The organism is Streptomyces sp. NPDC058239, from assembly GCF_042882185.1.
Taxonomy (GTDB): domain Bacteria; phylum Actinomycetota; class Actinomycetes; order Streptomycetales; family Streptomycetaceae; genus Streptomyces.
The window spans coordinates 20,101-41,384 of sequence record NZ_JBHVWS010000073.1 but is presented as its reverse complement, the minus strand read 5'-3'; the positions used below and the strand labels follow the sequence as shown (position 1 = coordinate 41,384).

Here is a 21,284-nt window from a genome sequence, read left to right as displayed (position 1 = left end):
TCGATATGAACGCAAGCCCGAGCACTTCCTCGCCTTCGTCGGCATAGCCTCAACCCTCATCTGCCACCGCCGACTCACCAAGTGAAACGACTTCTAAGGGCCGGTAAAGAATCAACACGTTGCTTCACGGCCTCCCTGTCGTTGGTGTGGTATGCGCATACCGAGCGAGGTTCGTGACCAACTCGCCCTGAGATTTGGAGTGTTGTTCCCTCATCTGAATGAGCGGCAGCAGCGGCTGGCGCTGGCCGCCGAGGCCCGGCTGCTGGGGCACAGCGGGGTCCGGGCCGTCGCGCGTGCCGCAGGGGTGAGCGAGACGACGGTGCGGAAGGGTGTCTTCGAGTGGGAGGGCGGTGAGGACCCACTGCCCGATGGCCGGGTCCGCCGGGACGGCGGCGGTCGCAAGAGCGCCGAGAAGCTTGACCGGCTGCTCGCTCCCGCGTTGCCGGCGCTGGTCGATCCGGATGAGCGGGGCGATCCGGTCGCCGCTGCGGTGGACGACCAAGTCGCTGCGGTCTTTGGCCGGGGAGCGCCCGCGGCAGGGCAATGCCGCGTCTGCCCCGACCGTGGGCAGGCTGCTGCGGGAGAACGGTTTCAGTCTGCAGGCCAATGCCAAGACCCTTGAGGGCGCTCAGCACTCCGACCGGGACGCGCAGTTCCGGTACATCAACGACCAGGTCAAGGACCATCAGGCGGAGGGCGAGCCGGTGGTCAGTGTGGACACGAAGAAGAAGGAAGTCGTCGGAGAGTTCAAGAATGCGGGACGTGAATGGCGGCCGGCAGGTGAGCCAGCGCGGGTTGACGTCCATGACTTCCCCGGTGATGCGCTGGGTAAAGCCCTGCCCTACGGCATCTACGACCTGGCGGCAAACACCGGCTGGGTGAACGTCGGTACGGATCACGACACCGCAGCCTTCGCAGTCGAATCGATCCGCCGCTGGTGGAACGGGCAAGGGCGCCTCGACTACCCGCAGGCCGGGCGGCTGCTGATCACCGCCGATGCCGGCGGCTCCAACGGATACCGCACCCGGGCCTTCAAGACCGAGCTGGCCGCGTTCGCCGCCCGGACCGGCCTGGCCGTCACGGTCTGCCACATTCCGCCGGGCGCATCGAAGTGGAACAAGGTGGAGCATCGGCTGTTCTCCGCGATCACCATGAACTGGCGCGGTAGACCGCTGAACAGCCACGAGGTCGTCGTGCACAACGTGTTGATTCTTTACGGGCCCTCAGCCGAACCCGGACCGTCTGGCAGTGCCAGCCCGTCCCGACGTTGTCAGGGCGACTTGCGGCTTACCGTCCGACTCGGCATACACCGGGCCGAACTGCCCCCAGCTTCAACCGGATTGCTGCGACAACCCGGCGGCGAAGGTCTCTCACCTCACTCGATTCCATGGCGCCTCGTAGCGCACCCACCCGCTACGAGAAGCGTGCCTGCATCTACCCCGGCACCGTCACACTCGCAGCCCTCGCTGTCTGGCTCCGAACATGATCCGAGGAACAGTTCCTAATCCGCAAGAAAGGCAAGGACGGTCTCTGCCAGTTCCGGCGCCGTGATCGCGGTCGTATGGTCTCCGGGAACCAGGGCATGTGTGCCGCGGGGCAAAGTCCGGGCCAGATCACTGGCGGAGCCGCTGCGGTCGTCGTCGTCACCCACCACCACGAGTGTGGGCACCTGGATCTGTGTCAAGGCGTCGAAGGAAGTGCCAACGACAGAGTCCAGTACGAGCGACAGCGCCAGGGGGTCACCACCTGTGGTGACCAGCCATTGCTCCGCCTTCCATTCGGGCGTACCGGGCTCGAACGTGCCGAGATGGGTGAAGACGTGCCGCAGGAACGCGGCCACTCCGCCACCTCGGCCGGTCACCTCGCGCAGACCTTGCCCCGCGACGATGGCCCGGCCGGGTGAAGCGCCCCGGACCAGCATCCTCACCACGGTACGTGCCCCTAAGGAGTATCCACCGAGGTCGTAGCCAGCGAGCCCCAGATGCGTGATCAGCGCGAAGGCATCGTCGGTCAGGATGTCGGCAGGGTAGTTCGCAGCATCGCGCGGGGCGGCGCTTTCTCCATGTCCCCGAAGATCCGGCATGAATACCTTACGGCCGCTGTCGGCCAGGGCGGCCGCGATACGGGTCCGCACCCATTGGTGACTGCCGGACGAAAAGAAGCCGTGTAAAAGGATCAACGGCCGCCCGGCGCCCAGTTCCCGATAGACAAGCCTGGCTCCGTCCTTGCCGGGGAAGTGACGCACCGGAAGATCGGCCATGTTGCTGAGCCTACTCCAGTCGGCCATGCGGAGCGGGGGCGAACGGCGTCACTCCGTCGGCCGCCAGGGCGTGTCGGATCACGGCCTGATACGCAGACATGAACTCACCGATCGTGAGCGGAAACCACTTGCCCGAGCACGCCTGCGCCGCAGTCCGGTGGTCTTCGCGCAGGCGGGGGTGATCCGACGTACGGCCGGGGGCGGCAACGTACGCGAGGGTGGTCCCCGCACTCAGTAGACGCCTTCGATGACGGTTTCGCCGTCGAAAGTGTCGAGCGGAGCCGGGGAGGATACGGAGTCACCGATCTGCCCGGGGCGACCCTGCACGCGGATCACCGTGTCGCGCTCCATGTTGTTGGGCAGGAACATGCCCTTACTGACATGGTTCATCACGATTTGCCCTCGCTCACCGTACTCAACTGGCCGGCGACTCACGGGGTCGACGACATTGAAGGTCACTACGGGACTGCGCGGGTCGTAGACGATGTCCTGGTCAGCGCTGAGTCCGGGCCGTTCCGTGGCGCTCTCCAGGATCATGAGGCTTCCGTATCTGCTGATCATGCGTACGTTCGGGAAGTGTTCGTGGCGCAGCATGAACCGTTCGTCGACGGTCATGTGCGCCCCTCCCCAGAAGATCAGCTGCGCCTTGGCGTTGATGAGTTCGACAAGGTGCGGCCGGCGGGTGCACGCGCGCAGTACTGGTGGGGTGGTCACCACCAGCCCGATCTGCTGGGTGACCAGGATGTGCTCCGCCTGCTCCAGGATGTGTTCGAGGTATGCCTCGACCTGGTCCGGCTGATTGCGTGCGACGAGCTTCTTGACCCAGCGCGGGTCCATGTCGATGGAGAATTTAATGGTGTTCTGGCGTTCGGCGATGTAGTCGTACATGCAGCCGATCTTGTGCGGTCCGGTGGGTGTGAGTACGAGGATGTTGGCCGGTGGCCGCCCTGCGAACTGAGGTCCGTCCAGCATCCGGTTCACGGCGGTAGAGATCCAGTCGGGCATCAGGATCGCCCGCTTCGGCGCGCCGGTGGTTCCTCCGCTTTCGAACACCCGTGGGGCGGGAGGGTTGGGTCCGTAGCCCCGTGGGACGAGGTCTTCGACGGGCACGGTGCGCAGTTCGTCCACCACATTCGGGAAGCGCTGCAGGTCGTCGAAGGTCTGTACTTCGACGATCGGGTCGAAGTCGAGTTGCTGCATGCGCCGTAGCCAGAACGGTGACCCGGTCTCTTCACTGAAGTGCCATCGGATCGCGGTGCGCAGGTAGGCGTGGGGGTCGTCGGGGTCAAGGGAGGGGTCCAGGATGCTCCACCACTGGTCCTCGACGGTTGCAGTCATGGGTGCTCTCCGTTCAGGACGTCGTCGGTGTGCTCGCCCAGTCTTGGGCCTGCCCAACGGATGCTGCCGGGGGTTTCGGACAGGCGGAACGCCACGTTCGGCATGCATACGGTGTCGAGTTCGCTGTCGGGTACGTGGACTGTGGCCTGGCGGGCCTGGAAGTGGGGGTCGTCGAGTACGTCATCGACTTCGTAGATCGGGGCGACGGCGGCCCCGGCCTCTTCGAAGGCGTCGATGACCTCGTCTCGTCGGAAGCGCCCGATCCACTGTCCGATTGCATTGTCCAGAAGGTCGCGGTGTGAAACTCTGCCCCGGCCGGAGGCGAACCATGGCTCGTCGGTGAGTTCGGGCCGGCCTACCAGGCGAACGACTCGCTCGGCGACGGACTGGGCCGGGGCGGAAACGGCCACCCATCGGCCGTCGGCGCATCGGTAGACGTTGCGGGGTGCGTTGTTGTCCGAACTGCTACCCACGCGCCTGGGTTTGACGCCGAGCTTTTCGTAGGCGGTTACCTGTGCGCCCATCGCTGCGATCATTGCCTCGGTGATGGCGACGTCTGCCACCTGACCCCGGCCTATGCGTCTGCGGGCATGCAGGGCGATGAGTGTGGCGCAGGCGGCCTGCATTCCTGCCAGTGCGTCTGCCAGTGGGAAGGATGGGAGCAGAGGAGGGCCGTCTCTTTCGCCGGACATGGCTGCGAGGCCGCTCATGGCTTCTGCCAGTGTTCCGAATCCGGGCCTGCGCGCGTAGGGGCCGTCCTGGCCGAAGCCGGTCACCCGTGTCACTACGAGCTGTTGGTTGGTTTCCTGCAGTTTGGTGGGAGAAAATCCCCATCGTTCCAGAGTTCCGGGACGGAAGTTCTCGATGAGTACGTCGGCGCCGGCGACCAGATCGATGAATGTGTCGTGATTTCCGGGGTCTTTCAGGTCGAGTACCACACTTTTTTTGTTGCGGTTGACGACTTTCCACAACAAAGGTACGCCGTCGTATTGGTGGCCGTATCTACGAAGTGGGTCCCCGGACGGCTGCTCGATCTTGATCACTTCCGCGCCGAAGTCTCCCAGAATCGCCGCGGCGAACGGGGCAGCCAGCAAAGTCCCCACGTCGATGACCTTCACATCGGCAAGGGGTGCCGACGATCCCTCCGGCATCATCTTCTCCTCCGGCATCGGCAGATCACTGGGCACTTCTACTTCTATCGATCATTCGCCGACGGCGTGAAGTGACCTTTGGTACACCCACAGTTCTGCACGAAGGTTCACTTCACGTCGGACAGGAAAATCGCTATATCTGATACCGCAGCATTCTGTCTGACGAACTTCAGCCAGTCCGAGCGGCGAGGGAAAACTGACGTGTCCTTCAGCACAAGGCATCTCGACCGTGCACGGGCCGAGTCGTTCGGCGCCGCAGCAGAAGACTACGATCTCTACCGCCCAGATTATCCGGCCGCCCTGTTCGACGACCTGGCGCGCCTGTGTGACTCTGACGTCCTCGACGTGGGCTGCGGCACCGGCAAGGCCGCCGCGGCCCTCTCGGCCCGGGGACTACTCGTATGCGGGATCGAGCCTGACGAGCGCATGGCCCGGGTTGCCCGAGGCAAGGGCCTCACCGTGGAGACCACGAAGTTCGAGACGTGGAGCCCGAACCGGCAATTCGGCCTGATCGTCAGCGCGGACGCGTGGCATTGGCTGCATCCGAAGGCCGGCGCGAGGAAGGCCGCGGAGATCTTGCGTGCCGGCGGGTACGTTGCCCGTTTCTGGAGTTTCCACGTGCTGGACGATGCAGTCCTCGAGGATCTTGAAGAGGTCTACAGAATGTGTGCTCCGGGGGTGCTCCCGGGCGGTGGCAGGCAGAAAAGTACGGAAGGTGTCCGTGATCCGCTTGCGGATGATGAGCGATTCGTTCCGGTGGCCCAGCGCACCTACCGCTGGGGCCTCACTATGGACGCGGACGCGTGGATCGGACTGATCGGCACGTTCAGCGACCATCTCAGAATGGCGCCCTCGGCCAGAGCCGCGCTTTTCGCCGGGGTGCGCGAGGTGATCGAGAACCGCGGAGGCACTGTCCGCACCAGCTCGGGAACCTTCCTGCAATTGGCTCGACGCTTGTGAGTCCGGCAGCAGCAAAGGAGACAGCGTGTTAGCGGTCGAGACCACCTCAGGGACGGTACGTGGATTCCTCGATCGCGGTACTCCGAACTGGCGCGGGATACCGTACGGGCGGGTACCTGGCCGGTTTCGTCCGGCGCTGCCGGAGACAGCCGGGGGCACGATCGACGCCGTCCGATGGGGTGCCGTCAGCTGGCAGGTTCCCATGTCCGTGACACCGCAGCGATGGAGCCCGCTGTACCCGGACGCCGAGCAGCACGAGGACTGTCTCAACCTCAACATCTGGTCGGCACGCCCGGACCGTCGTGACAGGCAGCCGGTGCTGGTGTGGTTCCATCCTGGCCGGCACATGGTCGGCGGCACCATGCGGACCGTGGATCCATGGGCCTATGCGGCCCGGCACGGTCTGGTCGTTGTGACTGCCAATTACCGGCTGGGACCGTGGGGATGGCTGTCGCTGGCCGGCCTCGACCCCGACTATGACTGCAGCACGAATCTCGCGGTACGCGACCAGCTGCTGATGCTGCGCTGGGTCCGTGACAACATCGCCTCCTTTGGGGGAGATCCCGACAATGTGACGATCTTCGGCCTGTCCACCGGCGGAACCGATGTAGCGACACTGCTGAGCGTCCCTTCGGCCGAGGGTCTGTTCCACAAGGCCGCGATCTACAGCGGCAACGCCGAGCTGGCGCAGTCGGCCGACGACGCGGCCGGTCTGGCGGAGCGCTTTCTGGCTGCCGCCGGCAGTCTCACGGACTGCGCGCGCGGCCTGGCGGAACTGTCGAACGTGGCGCTGCGATACACCCATTCGCAGACACTGCGCGCCGGGCAGATGCGCTACCAGGCGGTGGTCGACGGTGATGTGCTCCTTCAGCCCTTGTTGCAGGCAATCGGCGAGCGCGCGGTCCCGGTCCCTGTGCTGGTCTCGGTCACGTCGGAGGAAGCAGGGATCCTGGAGATCGTCGAGGGCGGTGCGGCCGTGGACGCCAAGTACGCCCGGCTGGTGGAGGAGGCGGGCACCGCGGACCGGGGGAAGAAGGTCAGCCTCTTGTCCGACGAACTCTATGTCCGCCCGGCCGAACGGCTGCTGTCCGCTCTGAACAGGCAAGGGTCCGGTGTCGCCGGAGCTGCGAGTACCGCCGCATGCTGGGCTCAGGTTTTTGATTACCATCCGACCACGTCGCATTTGGCCGGCTACTCCGAGATCGCCCACCGGGCCGTGCATGCTGCCGACACAGCGGCGTTGTTCTGCGATCCCGCTGGAGCGGACGGCACCGAGACCGACCGTGTGATCGGGGCCCAGGAGCAGAGCGGGCTGGTGGGTCTGGCTCGCGACGGTGATCCCGGGTGGCCGGCCTATACGTCGCACAGGCCACTCGCACGGTGGATCGGGCCGCACTCATCAGGCTTCCCGGATCTGCGGCCACTTCCGCTGTCGGCAGACACGGAGGTTCCGCTATGAGCTCCGGCACCCACAGACTTCCGTTGCTGGGCGCGTTGAACGCCCGTGACCTCGGCGGTCTGACCACCACGGCAGATGAAGTCACCCGATATGCGCGGCTGATACGGTCGGGCAGCCTGCAGGATCTGACCGCTGGCGACGTCGAGCACCTCACACTGAAGTTAGGTGTCCGGGAGGTCATCGACCTGCGCAGCACCGTCGAGGTCCGGCGCGAAGGCCCGGGGCCGTTGGCACGGGCGGCCGGCGTGACGGTCCATAACCTGTCGCTGCTCGCGGAGTCTGCGCCGGACCAGGATCGAGTGGATGTCGAGCGTGCGATGCCATGGCATCGCACGACTGAGGACGGGCGGCCCAAGGCTGCGGGGACGACCGGTCACTACCTCCGGTACTGCTCCGAGCGCCCGGACTCGGTGGTGGCCGCGCTGCGAATCATTGCTCACAGCGCGGGAGCGACTGTGGTGCACTGTGCGATGGGAAAGGACCGGACGGGTGTGGTGTGCGCGTTGGCCCTCGATGCGGTCGGGGTGAGCAGAGAAGCCATCGTCGCGGACTACATGAGGTCAGGTGAGCAGATGGCGGAGGTAGTGGAGCGCCTGCGCGACAACCCGTCGTATGCCGCGGATATCAGCGCCCGGCCGTTCGCCAGCCTCCTGCCGCGTCCTTCATTCATGCACGACCTGCTGGCCGCGTTCGACGAACGATTCGGCGGCATCCGGCAGTGGCTGGCGCTGCAGGGCTGGACAGCGGACGATCAACGGGCTCTGTCCAGCAGCCTGATCGGCTAACTTGACTCTGCCGGGGATCTTGGTGATTCCCGGTGCGCGAGCTTGATCGGCGGGCATGCTCGGGGCTGTTTCGTAGACCGATACAGCTGCCGAGGTGTCCGTTGTCGCTCCGTCCCCGTTCCGGTGAGCAGGTCCCGCCTCTGACCCGTGCAGATCGCACGGGCGAGCAATCCGGCCGGTACGACGGCGATGTGGGTCAGAGACCGGCTGGACGGGCTGTGGTGCGACGAGGACTTCGCGAGCTGGTACCCGCGCGACGGGCGTCCCGGGCTCTCGCCCGCCCAACTGGCCACCGTCTGCGTGCTGCAGTTCCTGCCCGGCCTGTCGGACCGGCAGGCAGCGGAGGCGGTCCGCTGCCGGATGATTTCCATGGTGCGCGACCTGACCCGGCTGGATCTGGTCACCGAGGCGGTCCGTGCCGCGCTTGAAGAAGTGGCCTGCACGGCCGGGTATCTGCTGGTCGGCCTGGTCGACGAGGGCTGGGGGCGCCGCTACGGCCGGCCAGTCCGTCTGGGTAAGAACCCCACCCGGCCCAAGACCAGGATCCTCGCCGCCGGCGACGACGCCTGCCGACTGCTGGAGCGGCAGCGCCCGGTCGGGGACGGAGGGAACCTCTTCACCGAGACCGCCGACCGCCTTCCAGACCTTCCTGGACCAGCAAGCGATTCCCCGATCGAAGTCCTGGCGCACCCTCGGCACCTGACCTCGACCCTCCAAGATCCCCGACAGAGTCAAGCTCAGGGCCTGTACTGCGGACCAGGGTCGGTCGAGGCGCGGCGTCCGGTGCGGTGCATCGCAAGGCGTCGGAGCGTTCTGGGTGGGGTCGGCCCTGCTCGAACGGAGTTGAGAGCTTGGGGAAGGAGCTGTTCGGACGTTTCGGCAACGCCGCGAGGTGCCGTGCCGGACGCCGCGACCCCGGCCGTGATCCGCCGGACCGGCGCCAGGCGTGCGACCGCCACACCCCGGTGGCGGTCAAGCCGCCGGCCAGCGGCCGGCTGGGCGGGGCAGTCCCAGGCGGGAGCGCAGTGTGGGACCCGATGTTCGCGGATGCTTCTGCCGTACCGCGCGGGCCGTCCGCAGCACCGTTTCGTATCCTGCGTCGACGGACGGGAGGAGGACGAACCCGTCCGCCGGACCGGCTTCGACCTCGTGGAGCAGGTCGTCCACCGCGGTGTCGGCCTCGCGTTCCAGGAGCAGCCGCACATGGTTCTTTTGTCGTCCCGCTGCCCGGCACCCGTCCTCCAGTGCGCGTGCCGTGTCCGCCACGTCGTCGGCGGACTCCGACCGCAGGATCGCCACGTCGGCGGATCTTCCGGCAGAGGCGGCGTCCTCCGCACTGGTGATGTGGCGTACGAGGACGGGATGTCCCTGGGGAGGGCGAGCGATGTTCAGGGGGCCGGTCACGGTGAAGTGCTCGCCTCGGTGATCGAGAGTGTGCAGTCGGTCGGGCACGAAGTACACACCCGATTCCTGGTCCCGGGGGAAGGCGTCGTCCTGGAAGCTGTCCCAGAGTCCGGCCATGACCAGAGCAAACTCATCGGCCCGGGCACGCTGGGAGGGGATGTCGGCGGGCGGTCCTCCGTGGTGGTTGGCGGCGTCCGCTTGTTCTGCGGGCGGCGCGATCGCCCATCCTGCGCGGCCACTGCCGAACTGGTCGATCGTGGCGAGCAGTCGTGCGACATGGTAGGGCGCCAAGTACTCGGTGGAGACGGTGAGTACGAGTCCGATGTCCTCGGTGGCCACGGTGAGCGCCGCGGCGAGGGTGCCGGCTTCGAGGCTGCCCGGTCCGTGGGGGCCGATGGACTGCCGGTCGGGGAGCATCAGTGCGTCGAGGCCGCTGTCCTGTGCGGCGCGGGTCCGGTCGCGCAGGTGGGTGAAGCCACTGCTCGTGTCGGGGCCGGTGGTCAGTGTGGTGAACAGGTGGAGTGTCATTTCGCTCCTACCCGCGATGCGGTGGTCAGGCCGAGGTTGTCTCGGAGGGTGCCGTCGGTGTAGGCCGTTCGCACCAGTCCTCGACGGCGGAGTTCGGGCACGACCTGGTCGACGAAGTCGTCCAGTGCTCCCGGCAGGTAGGGGAAGTCGACGATGAATCCGTCCGCCGCCGCCTGGGTGAACATGGTCTCCATGTGATCGGCGAGTTGCTCGGGGGTGCCGGCGACGATGTCGCCGGCCGTGCGCAGACTGAGCTGGCGCAGGGTCAGGTTCTCCCGTCTGGCCAGATCGATCCAGCGTTGCGCGGTGCTGTGCGAATGGTTGGAAACCGGCAGGTCAGGGAGAGGGCCGTCCAGCGGATAGCCCGTGAGGTCGACGTCCCCGAGCTGATCCTGCAGGGCTCGCAGCGCCACGATGTCCGGCATCAGCTCCTGCAGTTCCTGCAGCCGTTCTCTGGCGGCTGCCTCGGTACCGGCGACGATCGGTTGCAGACCCACCCAGATCTGGATCGACTCGGGGGCGCGGCCGTAGGCGGCCGCGCGGGACTTGAGATCGGCGTAGAACTCCTGCGCGTCCGCCAACCGCGTGTGCCGGGTGAAGAGCACCTCGCCGTGGCGTGCGGCGAAGTCCCGGCCGACCGGCGATGCACCCGCCTGGAAGATCACAGGACGCCCCTGGGGTGGGGAGGGCACGTCGAGCGGGCCGCGGACGGTGAAGAAACGCCCTGTGTGGTCGATCGGATCGTGCCCCCGGGTCCACAGCGCGTTCGTCACCGAGATGAACTCGTCCGCCCGGACATAGCGCAGATCGTGTTCCATGTGCTCGTCGAAGCCGAAGTTGCGCGACTCCCAGGGCGCTGCCGACGTCACCACGTTCCAGCCCGCGCGGCCGCCGCTGATGTGGTCGAGGGAGGCGAACTTACGGGCGATGTCGTAGGGATCGTTGTAGGTGGTGGTCGCCGTCGCCGCGAGTCCGATGTGGTCGGTGGCAACGGCGAACGCCGACAGCAGCGCGAGGGGCTCGAAGTGCTCGTTGCGCGCGGTCCGGCTCAGGTGTTCCACGTCAGTGCCCCACAGCGCCACGACGTCGGGGACGAACAGGCAGTCGAACACGCCACGCTCCAGCGTGCGCGCGTTACGGCAGTGGAAGCCGAAGTCGAGCTGCGCGTCGGCTCGGGCCAGCGGGTGCCGCCAGGCGGCGATGTGGCCACCCGGGCCGTCGATGATTGCTCCCAGCCGCAGCACTCTGGGCTGATGTCCCATGTTGTCTCCCGCAGGTGTTGAACGGCAGGATCACTGCGACAGGACTGCCGGCAGTGGGTTGCTCGCCGACTCCGATCCGATGCGCTCGCCGGGGGTGAATCGCACCGGCATCTGCAGGTAGCCGTGGATCTGGCCGACCGTGGGGTATCGATCGGCCGCGCCTTCGACGATGCGGTAGTCCGGCATCCGGGCCAGGACCTGGCCGACCACGACCTCGAAATCCATGCGGGCGATATGACGCCCGATACACCGGTGGATACCGATACCGAACGCCGCCTGTCTGCCGGCGTCCCGGTCCAGGTCGATGGTTTCCGGGTGCGGGAAGATCTTGGTGTCCATGTTGGCCGCGGCCCATGACAGCAGGAGCCGCTCGCCCTTGCCGACGGGGCAGCCGTCCACGGTGGTGTCAGCCATCGCCGTGCGGCCCGCCCCCATGACGGGGGTGAAGTAGCGGAGGAACTCGTCGCATGCCCCGGGAATCCGCTCGGGCGAGTCGATGAGCAGCCTCCGGGCCTCCTGGTTGCGGTCCAAGTAGGCCAGGGTCGAGGCGATCAGGGCGGTCGTGGTGTCGACCCCGCCGGGGATGACGGCACCGCAGACGTCGACGATTTCCTGGTCGGAGAGGTTCTTCCCGGCGATCTCGACCTGCGTCAGGAAACTGAGGAAGTCGTCTTGCGGGTGTGCGCGGCGCTTCGGGATCATCGCGCGCACTTCTTCGATCAGCCGGCCGAAGTCGGCCTCGACGCGGTCGAACTCGGGTGTCCCCGGGTGTGTGTAGACCAGGGCGTGCAGGACATCGGCGTAGACACGCCAGTCGTCCATCGGCAGACCCACCAGCTCCAGAGTGATCAACGCGGGCACCGGGTTCGAGACGTCCAGGACCAGGTCGATCTCGCCGCTCTCGATGAACTTGTCGATGCACCAGGTGGTGTACTGCTCGATGCGCGGACGCAGGAGCCGCGCCGCCGGCGGAGAGAAGAAGGTGTTGAGCGCCTTCCGCCACTCCGTGTATTCGGGTGGGTCGATCTCGAGTGGCAGGCCGCGGAACGACGACGCGGGAACGACGGTTCCTTGCGGTCGGCCGGGCGTGTTCGGCAGTTCGTGCGCCGAGGAGAACAGCTCGGGCTGGTGCGCGATCCGCGACACCTGCTCGAACCCGGCGATCAGCCAGAAGCCCCCGTGCTTCCGGCTGTACGACACCGGAGCGTGGGAACTCATCGCGATGTTCGCGGCCCAAGGGTCCGCGGCGTATTCCGCCGAGTGGTGATCAAAATCCGTGTCGGCCCATTCTTCGGACATCACCCATCCTCTTCATTCGGCACGCCGGGACCCTGGTTCGGTTCTACCTGATCGACACCGGCAGATGAATGAGACCTTCGTACACCAGCGGGCGCGTGTACGAAGGTCCACTTCTGGTGCTTCCACACGGGTGGGTAAATTGCGCCGGGACTGCGGTATCCGCTTGCCTATTGTGAGGAAGTGACGCCATGAAGGTCGGCTCATCCGACGTGAAAGAAGACGTCGCGAAATTCTACAACGGCAGCGGAACCGTCCGCGTGGCAGGAAAGATACGGGACCACTGGGGTGGCAACCTGCACAACGGGTACTGGCACGACGCCACCGACGACGCACCCCCGGACGTGGCGACGGACAGGCTCACGGATCTGATGATCGAGCGCCTGGCCCCCCGGCCCGGGCAGCGTGTGCTCGACATCGGCTGTGGGATCGGGAAGCCGGCGACCCGCCTGCTCCGGGCTCATCCGGTGAAGGTGGTCGGCATCACGATCAGCGAATCCCAGGTCGACCAGGCGCGGGCCGGAGCCGCCGCGAACGGCCTCGTGGACCGTGCGACGTTCGGGCACGCGGACGCGATGCGGATGCCTTTCCCGGATGCCTCCTTCGACGCCGCCTGGGCTTTGGAATCGTTGTTCCACGTACCCGACCGAGGCCGTGCGCTGGCGGAAGCGGCACGCGTGCTGCGGCCGGGCGGCCGGCTGGCGATCGCGGACTTCGTACTGCGGGCTCCCCTCAGCGACACGGCCCGGCAGGCCGTGGAGCGCATCAGCACCACATTCGGAGTGCACTCCGTCTCCACTCTGGACGACTATCTCGACCAGTTGTCCTCGCACGGGTTCACCGACATCGATGTACGCGACATCAGCGACAACGTTGCGCGCACGGGAACCCTGCTCGCAGACGCGTGGGAGTCCGTGCGCGACCAGTTGGTGGAAAACGGCAACGCCGAGAAGGTGGACGCCATGATCACGGCGACCCGTGATTTCTCCAACACCCCGGAATTCGGCTACATCCTCCTTGCCGCACGACGCGCCTGACGCCGAGCAGGGGGGCTCTGCCACATTCCTTGTGGCCGAGCCCCCCGCCCGCTTGTCAGATACCGCGACTGCGCTGCATCGCGCCGAAGCTGCCGTACGGATAGCCCGCAGGCCTAGGCGCGCTCGCTTCGGTGAGGCGCTCCATCTCGTCGTCCGACAACGTGATCGACCTCGCCTGGAGGTTGTCGGTGAGCTGCCGGGAGTTCCGTACCCCCAGGACGACACCGCTCACGCCCGGCCGCGCAGCCACCCAGGCCAGCGCCACAGCGGCAGTCGTGGTGTTCCTCGCCGCCGCGATTTCGCCGAGGATCTTCAGGAGCTGCCAGGTTCCTTCCCGGGTGGCGTGCCCGCGGTACAGAGCGTCGACGTAGGCGTCGTGCATCTTGCCGCGCTCGGCCCGGTCGGCGAACCTCGCAGGGCCTGACGGTGTCGCGTCGGGCGCGTACTTGCCGCTCAACAGCCCGCCGGACAACGGCGACCAGGCCAGCAGCCCCAGGCCGTTGGCGCGGCCTGCCTCAACGATCTCCCACTCGATCTCCCGGCACAGCAGGCTGTACTGCGCCTGATACGTGATCGGTCTGGCCAGCGCCCTGGTGTCGGCGAGGTCAACGCTCTTCTGCAGCTGCCAGCCCGTGTAGTTGGACAGGCCGGCGTAGCGGACCTTGCCCGCGCGTACCGCGTCGTCGAGGAATCGCATGGTTTCCTCGAGCGGCGTCAGCGGATCCCAGGTGTGCGCCTGGTACAGCGTGATGCAGTCGACGCCGAGGCGGCGCAGGGACGTCTCGAGCGCCCGGGTCAGATTGTGCCGGGTGTTGCCCCACCGGTTGAGGGTCGCGGTGGTCGTGTAGCCGCCGCCTTTCGTCGACAACAGCATCCGCTCGCGCACATGAGCCCTCTGGTTGTGCAACCAGCGGCCGATGATGGCCTCGGCCCTGCCGTCGGTATAGGCGTCCGCGGTGTCGATCAGCAGTCCGCCGGCTTCGACGAAGGCGTCCAGCACCTTCATCGCCTCGGCCTCGTCAGTGCTGCCACCGAATGTCGCGGTGCCCAGCGCGTAGATCGAAGTCCCCAGCCCGCTGGCGCCGAGAGGAACGTATTTCATGCGTGTGTCCTCGCTGACCTGAAGGACCGCCGATACGCCGCCCAGTGGGCGGCGGCGTCGCGAAGCTCGCCGGTCATACGGTTCGGGTGGTGCTCTGCAACGTACCGCCAGTACCTGGCCAACACTCCGGAGAATACGTCGAGTTCGTGGTCTCCCGCGGTCCGCCAGGCAAGGACGCGAGCGGCCCAGTGCTCCGCCGACCGCGGCGTGTGCCGGGCGTAGATCATCCACACGACCCAGCAGGCCGGATCGATCCACGCGGCGCCCACCGTGGCGGTGGCCCAGTCGACCAGGCGCACGGAGCCGGTCGGTGTCACGAGCATGTTCGTGTGGTGCCAGTCGGTGTGCAGCAGGCTGTCCCCGTGCAGCAGTCGGGCGGCCTCCGCATCGTCCAGGTGCTGGGCCCACCGTTGCTCTGCCCGGGGAACGGGGACAGGGCCGCCGTGGAGCGCGCCGAGTTCCGTCATCGCCTCGGCCACCCGTTGCAGGTCGTGGGATCCGCCGTGGTACTCGGCGCTGCGGCCTTCCAGATGCTCGAAGCCGAGGACGTCCCAGCCGTCGGTCACGACACGCCACAGAACGCGTGGTCCGAGCGGGACCACGAAAGGGTTGACCGCTGCTTCACAGTCTTGGGCGAGCGCGGCCGGATGGTCCGTGCGCAGGCCTTTGACGAAGAAGCGTCCACGGCTGGTCCGCACGGTCGCCGCGACGTGGCTGCTGTATCCGTCCAGCGCCGGCTCCACCCGTTCGACGGGACCGGTGTGCGACTCGACAGCGGCGATGACAGTCGCGGGCATCTCATCCCAACTGCCGCGCAGTGACACGGCGCTGGGTGACAGCCGGGCCAGATCAGCGGCCAGGGGATCGCCTGTCATGCCGCTATTCCGAGTCCAGCGCGATGGCCAGCGCCGGGCACGTGAAGGCTGCCCGCTGCACCTCGTCGGTGTCGTCTTCGCTCGTGTCGTGCTCCAGCACGAAGGCGATTCCGTCGTCGTCCTGATCGAACCACTCGGGCGCGGCCAGAACACACTGACCGGACCCGATACATTTGTCTCTGTCCAGATGGATGCGCATGAAGCTTCTCCCCGCGTCGATAGTCACCACTTCACCGGAAGTGCCTTCACCCCGTAGATGGCCAGGTCCAGGGTGTACGGCAGTTGGTCCATCGCGACCGCGAGTTCGAGTGTCGGGATGCGCCGGTAGAGCGTGCCATAGATCACCTGCAGCAGTACCCGTGAAAGTTGCTGACCGAGGCACTGGTGAACGCCGAACCCGAAGGCGAGATGGTGCCGCGCGTCCCGGTGCAGATCGAGTACATCGGGGTCGCCGTCGAAGGCCCGCGGATCGTGGTTCGCCGTGTCGGTCGCGACGATGATGCCTTCGCCCGCCCGGATGCGGACACCGCCGACCTCCAGGTCCTCCTTCGCCGTCCGGCGCCGGCCCAGATGGGCGACGCTGAGGTAGCGCAGCAGTTCCTCGACGGCGCCTGCGATGAACGCGGGATCCTGTGACTCCCTCACCAGGGCGAGCTGATCGGGGTGGGTCAACAGGGCCATGGTCCCGAGCGTGGTCATGTGCGCGGTCGCGCCGTGCCCGGCAGCCATCAGCAGCAGCGCCGTGGCCACGATCTCCTCATCGGGCAGTTCGCCGGCGCGCACCAGGTGCCCGATCACTCCGTCACCGGGGTCAATGTGTGCCTGCTGCACGAGAGAGCCCAGCAGCGCGCGCATGTCCTCGACGACCTTGGCGTGGACCTCGGGCGGTGAGCCGGGCACCGCCATGATCCTGCCGAGCGCGGCAAACCGCTCACCCTCGCGGTGGTGGACGCCCAGGACTTCGCAGATGGCCTTGGACGACATCGGAACGGCCAGGTCGGCGAAGAGGTCGGCGCCGTTTCCGTTGGCCAGCATCGCATCGATGAGTTCATCGACGGTCCGCTGGAACACGGGACGCAGGCTCTCCATTCTCCGATTGGAGAAGTCCGCGGTCACCATGCGCCGCAGGTACGCGTGCTCGGGGTCGTCAACGGTCGGCATGGACCGGTTACGGCTGTGGAACGCCTTCGCCTGAGGCGCCGCGAATGTATATCCCGGCAGGCTCTGGTCGGAGCTGGCCCTTGGATCGGTCAGCACCGCCCGCGCTTCGGCGTACCCGGTCACCAGCCAGGGCGAGCTGCCGTCCCAGATCCGTACGCGGGACACCGGGGCGGTGCGAGAGACTTCCCGGAGCTTCGGCGGCAGGTCGAACGGGCACCCTGGCGTCCGTTCCATCGGATAGAACTGTTCCTCGAGCGAGGTCGGCATGGCCCCAGTTCTACCGAGCCGGCGAAAATACGTACATTGAACCTTGGTACATAATAGATTTCTCGTACGAAGGTTCACTTACCCGCGAAGTGAACTGCACGTAGAAAGACACCCGGTCCGTCGGGTTGCACAATCATATTGCGGTACAGGGTGCTGCGGGCCGACCATCCGCCAAAATCGGTCGAACAAGCATATTCCTCCGACGCGGACACAGCCATATCACCTCCTGGAGAACTGCGCCATTCCCCTTCGGATCGACGGCCACCGGGAAACGGTGACCACGTCACACAGCGGAGAGAATATGAGTGAAACAGCTCCCGAACCGACTGCCGCCGCAACCGAGGTGCGCCGCTACCCGTTCGGCGAGACCTTACGTCTCGATCTGCACCCGCTCTTCGCGCAGTTGAGGAGAGAAGAGCCGGTTTCGCGCGTGCAGCTCCCCTTCGGGGGCCAGGGCTGGCTTGTGACCCGCTACGAGGACGCCAGGCTGGTGTTCACCGATCCGAGGTTCAGCCGCGCCGGCACGGCCGATCGCGAGGACGTACCGCGCATCATGCCGCAGCCATTGAGCGCCAACGAGATCGCGAGCATGGACCCGCCCGACCACACCAGGCTGCGCAAGCTGGTCGCCAAGGCGTTCACCAGCCGCCGGGTCGAGCAGCTGCGTCCGCGCGCGCAGCAAATAGTCGATGAGCGGCTGTCCGCCATCGAGAAGGCCGGCCCTGTCGCGGATCTGGTGCGGGATCTCGCGCTGCCGCTGCCCGTCACGGTGATCTGCGAAATGCTCGGTGTGCCACCGCAGGACCAGCATCGTTTCCAGGACTTCTCCCACGCCGTGCTGTCCGTGTCCCCCGAATCCATCCATCTGTTCAAAGAGGCATTGTCCGCACTGGAGGCGTACCTTGCCGAGGTGGTGGAAGAGCGCCGAACTCAGCCCACCGACGATCTCCTGGGCGCGTTGGTGGCCGCACGCGACAACGAGGACCGGCTGAGCGAGGAGGAATTGGTCAAACTGGGTGTCGCGCTACTGATCGCAGGTCACCAGACGACGGCCAACCAGATCGCCAACTTTCTCTACGTGCTGCTCACCGAGCCGCGGCACTGGATGCTGCTGCACCAACGGCCGGATCTGGTGCCCGGTGCCATCGAGGAATTGCTGCGCTACATCCCGCTCGGCCTCGGTGGCGGATTCGCAAGGATCGCCACCGAGGACGTCCGGGTGGGCGATGTCACCGTACGGACCGGCGAGTCGGTCATCGTGAGCAGCCAGGCCGCCAATCGCGACGAGGCGGTCTTCGACAACTCGGAGGAACTCGACCTCACCAGGGCGCACAACCCGCACATGGCCTTCGGGTACGGGATACATCACTGCCTCGGCGCACACCTGGCACGGCTGGAGCTGCAGATCGTACTCGGCTCGGTCCTGCGAAGGTTCCCCACCCTGCGTCTCGCCGTGCCGGCCGATGAGGTGCCGTGGAAGACAGGGCTGTCCGTGCGCGGTCCCGAAGCCCTGCCGGTGAGCTGGTAGCGGCATCGTGTCATTCCCGGCACGGGCCGCTGCTGGGACTCAACACGCGGGCGGGCGGCTGGACGGCGACAGAGCGGACGCCCGGCGCCGGGCGTCCGCTCTGTTGCGGGATCGTCCATGATCCTCCGACAGGCCCTAATCGCCCAGGACACGCACCTCCGCCCGCGTCACCGAGGTGCGGATCGGCAGGTCGAACTCGCCTCCCGCGGTGGCGGGGTGGTCACGCAGATACCGGTGGATGCGGTCCAGGAGGTCCGCACGCTCCGCGTCCGGCAGCGCGAGGATGGGAGAGAGGGTCTCGAACCTCGCCGCCATTGACTCAGCGGTGCAGCGCTGTGCGTGCCGGAAGTCAGCGTGCTTCAAGTCGCTGAACAGCGCGTGCGGCCGCACGCGCTCAGAGGGAGACGCCGCGTTCTCCCATCCGAGGATCCGCGCCAGCCCGGCGATCAGGTCGGCGCGCTCGTCGTCGTCATTCCACAGCGCGGCGAACACTCCGCCGGGCCGCAGCACCCTCGCGATCTCCGGGAAGGCCTGCTCCTGATCGAACCAGTGGAAAGCGTTGCCGGCGACCACCGCGTCGACCGACGCGTCGGGAAGCGGGATGTCCTCCGCCGCTCCCCCGTACACCTCGGTGCCGGGGTGACTACGGACCAGTTCGGCCCGCATCCGCTCATCGGGCTCCACGGCGATCGCCTTGGCCCCCAGGACCCTCAGCCCCTTGGTCAACTGCCCGGTGCCCGCTCCGAGGTCAAGGACCGTCAACTGTCCCCGGCCCGCGACCGGCTCGAGCGCCCACTCGATGGCCTCCAGCGGATAGTCGGGGCGATGAGCGGCATAACCAGCCGCATTTGACCCAAAAGACGTACCTTGCTGCACTTCGCCCGAATCACTCATGAAACATCCCGTTCGCCACATCACGCTTTTCACGTGTCCGCATGTCGATTCACTCGATGCTACGCCCTCAACCCCTACCGAAGGGCAAGATTCGAGTGAAGTGAACCTTGGTACACAATTCTCACCCTGTACGAAGGTCCACTTACCCACCGAGCGAATTTTGAGCAAAAATCATCCGACGCCTGTCGGCATTCAGCCACAGAATCAGGGCGCCATTACAGCATCCGCCTCGGGGGTGTAGCGAAAATCGCCGGTACACATCATTCCACAGGGCACTCAAAGCAATCCCGCTCATTATTCCTGAGCTACCTCTACGTTCCGGGGCACCAACCCAAGAGAATAGAACGTGCATATTCATCCGACGCTGACGCAGTCGTACTCGACCTCGAAGACGGCGTACCGGACTCGAAGAAGAAGTACGCCCGCGAGGTGGTGTCCGAAATCGTCGCGGGCACCGTTGCCAAGCCGACCTTCGTACGGGTCAACGCCGTGGCGAGCGGACTCTGCACTGACGACGTACGCGCGGTCGCCGGGCCATCGCTGCAAGGACTGCGACTGCCGAAGGTCAGCGGCGCCGGCGATCTGTCCCATGTACTGGGGCTGCTCGCCGAAGTCGGCCACCCGGCCCGCATCCATCTCCTGATCGAATCCGCCGCCGCACTGGAAAAGGCCCATCCACTCGCCACCGCCTCCCCGGCCGTCACGATGCTGGGGCTGGGCGAATCGGACCTGCGGGTGGACATCGGCTGTGACCTGAACGGCCGCACGATGGACGCCGCCCGCATCCGCGTGATCATGGCCTCACGCGCGGCGGGACTGCCGAGTCCGTGCCAGAGCGTCTACGCCGAGGTCCGCGACCCCGAAGGTCTGCGCGAGAGCTGCACGCACGGCAAACAGCTCGGCTTCCTGGGTCGCATGGCCATTCACCCCGACCAACTGCCGATCATCCACCAGGTGTACCGGCCCGCGCCCGACGAGATCGCCGAGGCCGTCGACATCTGTGAGGCCGCCGACCGCGCCGGTGCGCAGGACGCCTCGGTCGTCGTGTCGAACCGCCAGCGGCTGATCGCACCACCGATCGTCGCGAACGCACGACGTGTACTCGACCTGGCCCGCGCGCTCGATCTCCTCCCGGACATGCCATGACCGAACCCACAGCCACCACCGAGCACCTGCTCGCCGCACTGACCAGCGGCCTCAGAATCGTCGATCTGTCGCAACCGCTCGAGAACGGCATGCCCTGCTCACCCAACCATCCTGGGTTCCGCATGGCACTGGCGCGCCGGCACGGCGACGTGGTCCGCGCCGACGGCGGATCATCGGCCAGCGAGATCATCACCACCGGTGGCCATGTCGGCACACACATCGACGCCCTCGCCCACGTCTCCCAGGACGGCCGTCTGCACGGCGGCTGGGACAGCGCCGAAGCCCAACGCGGCGGTGTCTTCTCCGTGCACGGCATCCACAGCGTCGAGCCGATGGTCTGCCGGGCAACCTTCCTCGACATCGCGGCGCTGCACGACACGGACTGCCTGCCCGCAGGCCACGGCATCACCGCAGAGGAGCTCACCGCCGCTGCCAAGCGCGCCGACGTCGAACCGGGCCCGGGTGAGGTCTGCCTGATCAACACCGGCTGGGGCCGCTGGTGGACCGACCCGCAGACCTACCTGGGGTTCACCACCGGCGTGCCCGGTGTGACGCCCGACGCCGCGCACTGGCTGGTGGCCAAAGGCGTACGCGCGGCCGGCACCGACACCACCGCCTTCGAGCAGATCGTGCCCGGACGAGGCCACACCATAATGCCGGTGCACCGGATCATGCTCGTCGACGGCGGGGTCCACATCGTGGAGAACATGCGGTTCGACCACATCGCCGGTGGTGGCGCGGCGGAATTCGGCTTCGTACTGGCGCCGCTGCCCATCGTCGGCGGCACCGGATCCCCCGTTCGCCCACTGGCACTCCTAGGCAGGTGAGCTA

At 66.7% G+C, this 21,284-nt stretch carries 18 protein-coding genes and 1 pseudogene; 8 read left to right on the top strand and 11 right to left on the bottom strand.

Going from position 1 to position 21,284, the window contains the following annotated elements; all coding sequences use genetic code 11:
* Positions 1-151: 151 nt before the first annotated feature.
* Positions 152-1,205, top strand: a pseudogene (locus ACFVYE_RS42300) (ISAzo13 family transposase); the annotation flags it as partial.
* 296 nt (positions 1,206-1,501) lie between these two features.
* Here the strand turns inward: ACFVYE_RS42300 and ACFVYE_RS42295 are convergent.
* The 3 genes from ACFVYE_RS42295 to ACFVYE_RS42285 form a co-directional block, all read right to left on the bottom strand.
* Positions 1,502-2,260: an alpha/beta fold hydrolase gene (locus tag ACFVYE_RS42295; RefSeq protein WP_383974481.1), complete on the bottom strand. Its 759-nt coding sequence runs from the start codon at positions 2,258-2,260 to the stop codon at positions 1,502-1,504.
* A gap of 231 nt (positions 2,261-2,491) precedes the next feature.
* Positions 2,492-3,598 carry a phenazine antibiotic biosynthesis protein gene (locus ACFVYE_RS42290; RefSeq protein WP_383974478.1) on the bottom strand — a complete coding sequence of 369 codons (1,107 nt, stop codon included), beginning with the start codon at positions 3,596-3,598 and terminating at the stop codon, positions 2,492-2,494.
* Positions 3,595-4,767: a CaiB/BaiF CoA transferase family protein gene (locus ACFVYE_RS42285; protein ID WP_389608744.1), complete on the bottom strand. Its 1,173-nt coding sequence runs from the start codon at positions 4,765-4,767 to the stop codon at positions 3,595-3,597. The genes ACFVYE_RS42290 and ACFVYE_RS42285 overlap by 4 nt, the downstream gene beginning before the upstream one ends.
* A gap of 183 nt (positions 4,768-4,950) precedes the next feature.
* Between ACFVYE_RS42285 and ACFVYE_RS42280 the strand changes: the two genes are divergently transcribed.
* The 3 genes from ACFVYE_RS42280 to ACFVYE_RS42270 are packed head-to-tail and all read left to right on the top strand — an operon-like array spanning position 4,951 to position 7,953.
* Positions 4,951-5,709, top strand: a complete 759-nt coding sequence (locus ACFVYE_RS42280) for a class I SAM-dependent methyltransferase (protein WP_389608742.1) — start codon at positions 4,951-4,953, stop codon at positions 5,707-5,709.
* 25 nt (positions 5,710-5,734) lie between these two features.
* Complete coding sequence (locus tag ACFVYE_RS42275; RefSeq protein ID WP_389608741.1) at positions 5,735-7,168, top strand: carboxylesterase family protein; 1,434 nt, start codon at positions 5,735-5,737, stop codon at positions 7,166-7,168.
* On the top strand, positions 7,165-7,953 hold the full coding sequence (locus ACFVYE_RS42270; RefSeq protein ID WP_383974469.1) for a tyrosine-protein phosphatase: 789 nt from the start codon (positions 7,165-7,167) through the stop codon (positions 7,951-7,953). The genes ACFVYE_RS42275 and ACFVYE_RS42270 overlap by 4 nt, the downstream gene beginning before the upstream one ends.
* A gap of 972 nt (positions 7,954-8,925) precedes the next feature.
* On the opposite strand, the gene ACFVYE_RS42265 is transcribed toward ACFVYE_RS42270, so the two are convergent.
* From ACFVYE_RS42265 to ACFVYE_RS42255, 3 genes are read right to left on the bottom strand one after another with little or no spacing between them, the layout of a single operon-like run.
* The gene (locus ACFVYE_RS42265; protein ID WP_389608740.1) at positions 8,926-9,885 is read right to left on the bottom strand and encodes an LLM class flavin-dependent oxidoreductase; all 960 of its coding nucleotides are present in this window, start codon (positions 9,883-9,885) and stop codon (positions 8,926-8,928) included.
* The gene (locus ACFVYE_RS42260) at positions 9,882-11,147 is read right to left on the bottom strand and encodes an LLM class flavin-dependent oxidoreductase (RefSeq protein WP_383974461.1); all 1,266 of its coding nucleotides are present in this window, start codon (positions 11,145-11,147) and stop codon (positions 9,882-9,884) included. The genes ACFVYE_RS42265 and ACFVYE_RS42260 overlap by 4 nt, the downstream gene beginning before the upstream one ends.
* A gap of 30 nt (positions 11,148-11,177) precedes the next feature.
* Positions 11,178-12,446 carry a cytochrome P450 gene (locus tag ACFVYE_RS42255; protein WP_383974458.1) on the bottom strand — a complete coding sequence of 423 codons (1,269 nt, stop codon included), beginning with the start codon at positions 12,444-12,446 and terminating at the stop codon, positions 11,178-11,180.
* 188 nt (positions 12,447-12,634) lie between these two features.
* Between ACFVYE_RS42255 and ACFVYE_RS42250 the strand changes: the two genes are divergently transcribed.
* Positions 12,635-13,480 (top strand): methyltransferase domain-containing protein, encoded by an 846-nt coding sequence (locus ACFVYE_RS42250; protein WP_389608739.1) that lies wholly within the window; start codon positions 12,635-12,637, stop codon positions 13,478-13,480.
* 55 nt (positions 13,481-13,535) lie between these two features.
* Here the strand turns inward: ACFVYE_RS42250 and ACFVYE_RS42245 are convergent, their stop codons facing one another.
* The 4 genes from ACFVYE_RS42245 to ACFVYE_RS42230 are packed head-to-tail and all read right to left on the bottom strand — an operon-like array spanning position 13,536 to position 16,885.
* Entirely contained in the window at positions 13,536-14,582 is a 1,047-nt protein-coding gene (locus ACFVYE_RS42245; protein ID WP_389608738.1) for an aldo/keto reductase, read from the bottom strand.
* Positions 14,579-15,457 carry an aminoglycoside phosphotransferase gene (locus ACFVYE_RS42240; RefSeq protein ID WP_389608737.1) on the bottom strand — a complete coding sequence of 293 codons (879 nt, stop codon included), beginning with the start codon at positions 15,455-15,457 and terminating at the stop codon, positions 14,579-14,581. Before ACFVYE_RS42240 ends, ACFVYE_RS42245 begins: the two co-directional genes overlap by 4 nt.
* A 4-nt stretch (positions 15,458-15,461) precedes the next feature.
* A complete protein-coding gene (locus tag ACFVYE_RS42235; RefSeq protein ID WP_389608736.1) occupies positions 15,462-15,656 on the bottom strand; it encodes a ferredoxin in 195 nt (64 codons plus the stop codon).
* Positions 15,657-15,679: 23 nt separating this feature from the next.
* Positions 15,680-16,885, bottom strand: coding sequence for a cytochrome P450 (locus ACFVYE_RS42230; RefSeq protein WP_389608735.1), 1,206 nt, complete (start codon positions 16,883-16,885; stop codon positions 15,680-15,682).
* A gap of 301 nt (positions 16,886-17,186) precedes the next feature.
* Between ACFVYE_RS42230 and ACFVYE_RS42225 the strand changes: the two genes are divergently transcribed.
* Positions 17,187-18,413 carry a cytochrome P450 gene (locus ACFVYE_RS42225; RefSeq protein WP_383974441.1) on the top strand — a complete coding sequence of 409 codons (1,227 nt, stop codon included), beginning with the start codon at positions 17,187-17,189 and terminating at the stop codon, positions 18,411-18,413.
* A gap of 135 nt (positions 18,414-18,548) precedes the next feature.
* Here the strand turns inward: ACFVYE_RS42225 and ACFVYE_RS42220 are convergent, their stop codons facing one another.
* Positions 18,549-19,307, bottom strand: coding sequence for a class I SAM-dependent methyltransferase (locus ACFVYE_RS42220; protein WP_383972777.1), 759 nt, complete (start codon positions 19,305-19,307; stop codon positions 18,549-18,551).
* A 246-nt stretch (positions 19,308-19,553) separates the two neighbouring features.
* On the opposite strand from ACFVYE_RS42220, the gene ACFVYE_RS42215 reads away from it, so the two are divergent.
* Both ACFVYE_RS42215 and ACFVYE_RS42210 read left to right on the top strand, forming a co-directional pair.
* Positions 19,554-20,453, top strand: a complete 900-nt coding sequence (locus ACFVYE_RS42215) for an HpcH/HpaI aldolase/citrate lyase family protein (RefSeq protein WP_389608743.1) — start codon at positions 19,554-19,556, stop codon at positions 20,451-20,453.
* Entirely contained in the window at positions 20,450-21,280 is an 831-nt protein-coding gene (locus ACFVYE_RS42210; RefSeq protein ID WP_383972779.1) for a cyclase family protein, read from the top strand. The genes ACFVYE_RS42215 and ACFVYE_RS42210 overlap by 4 nt, the downstream gene beginning before the upstream one ends.
* The last annotated feature ends 4 nt before the right edge of the window (positions 21,281-21,284 follow it).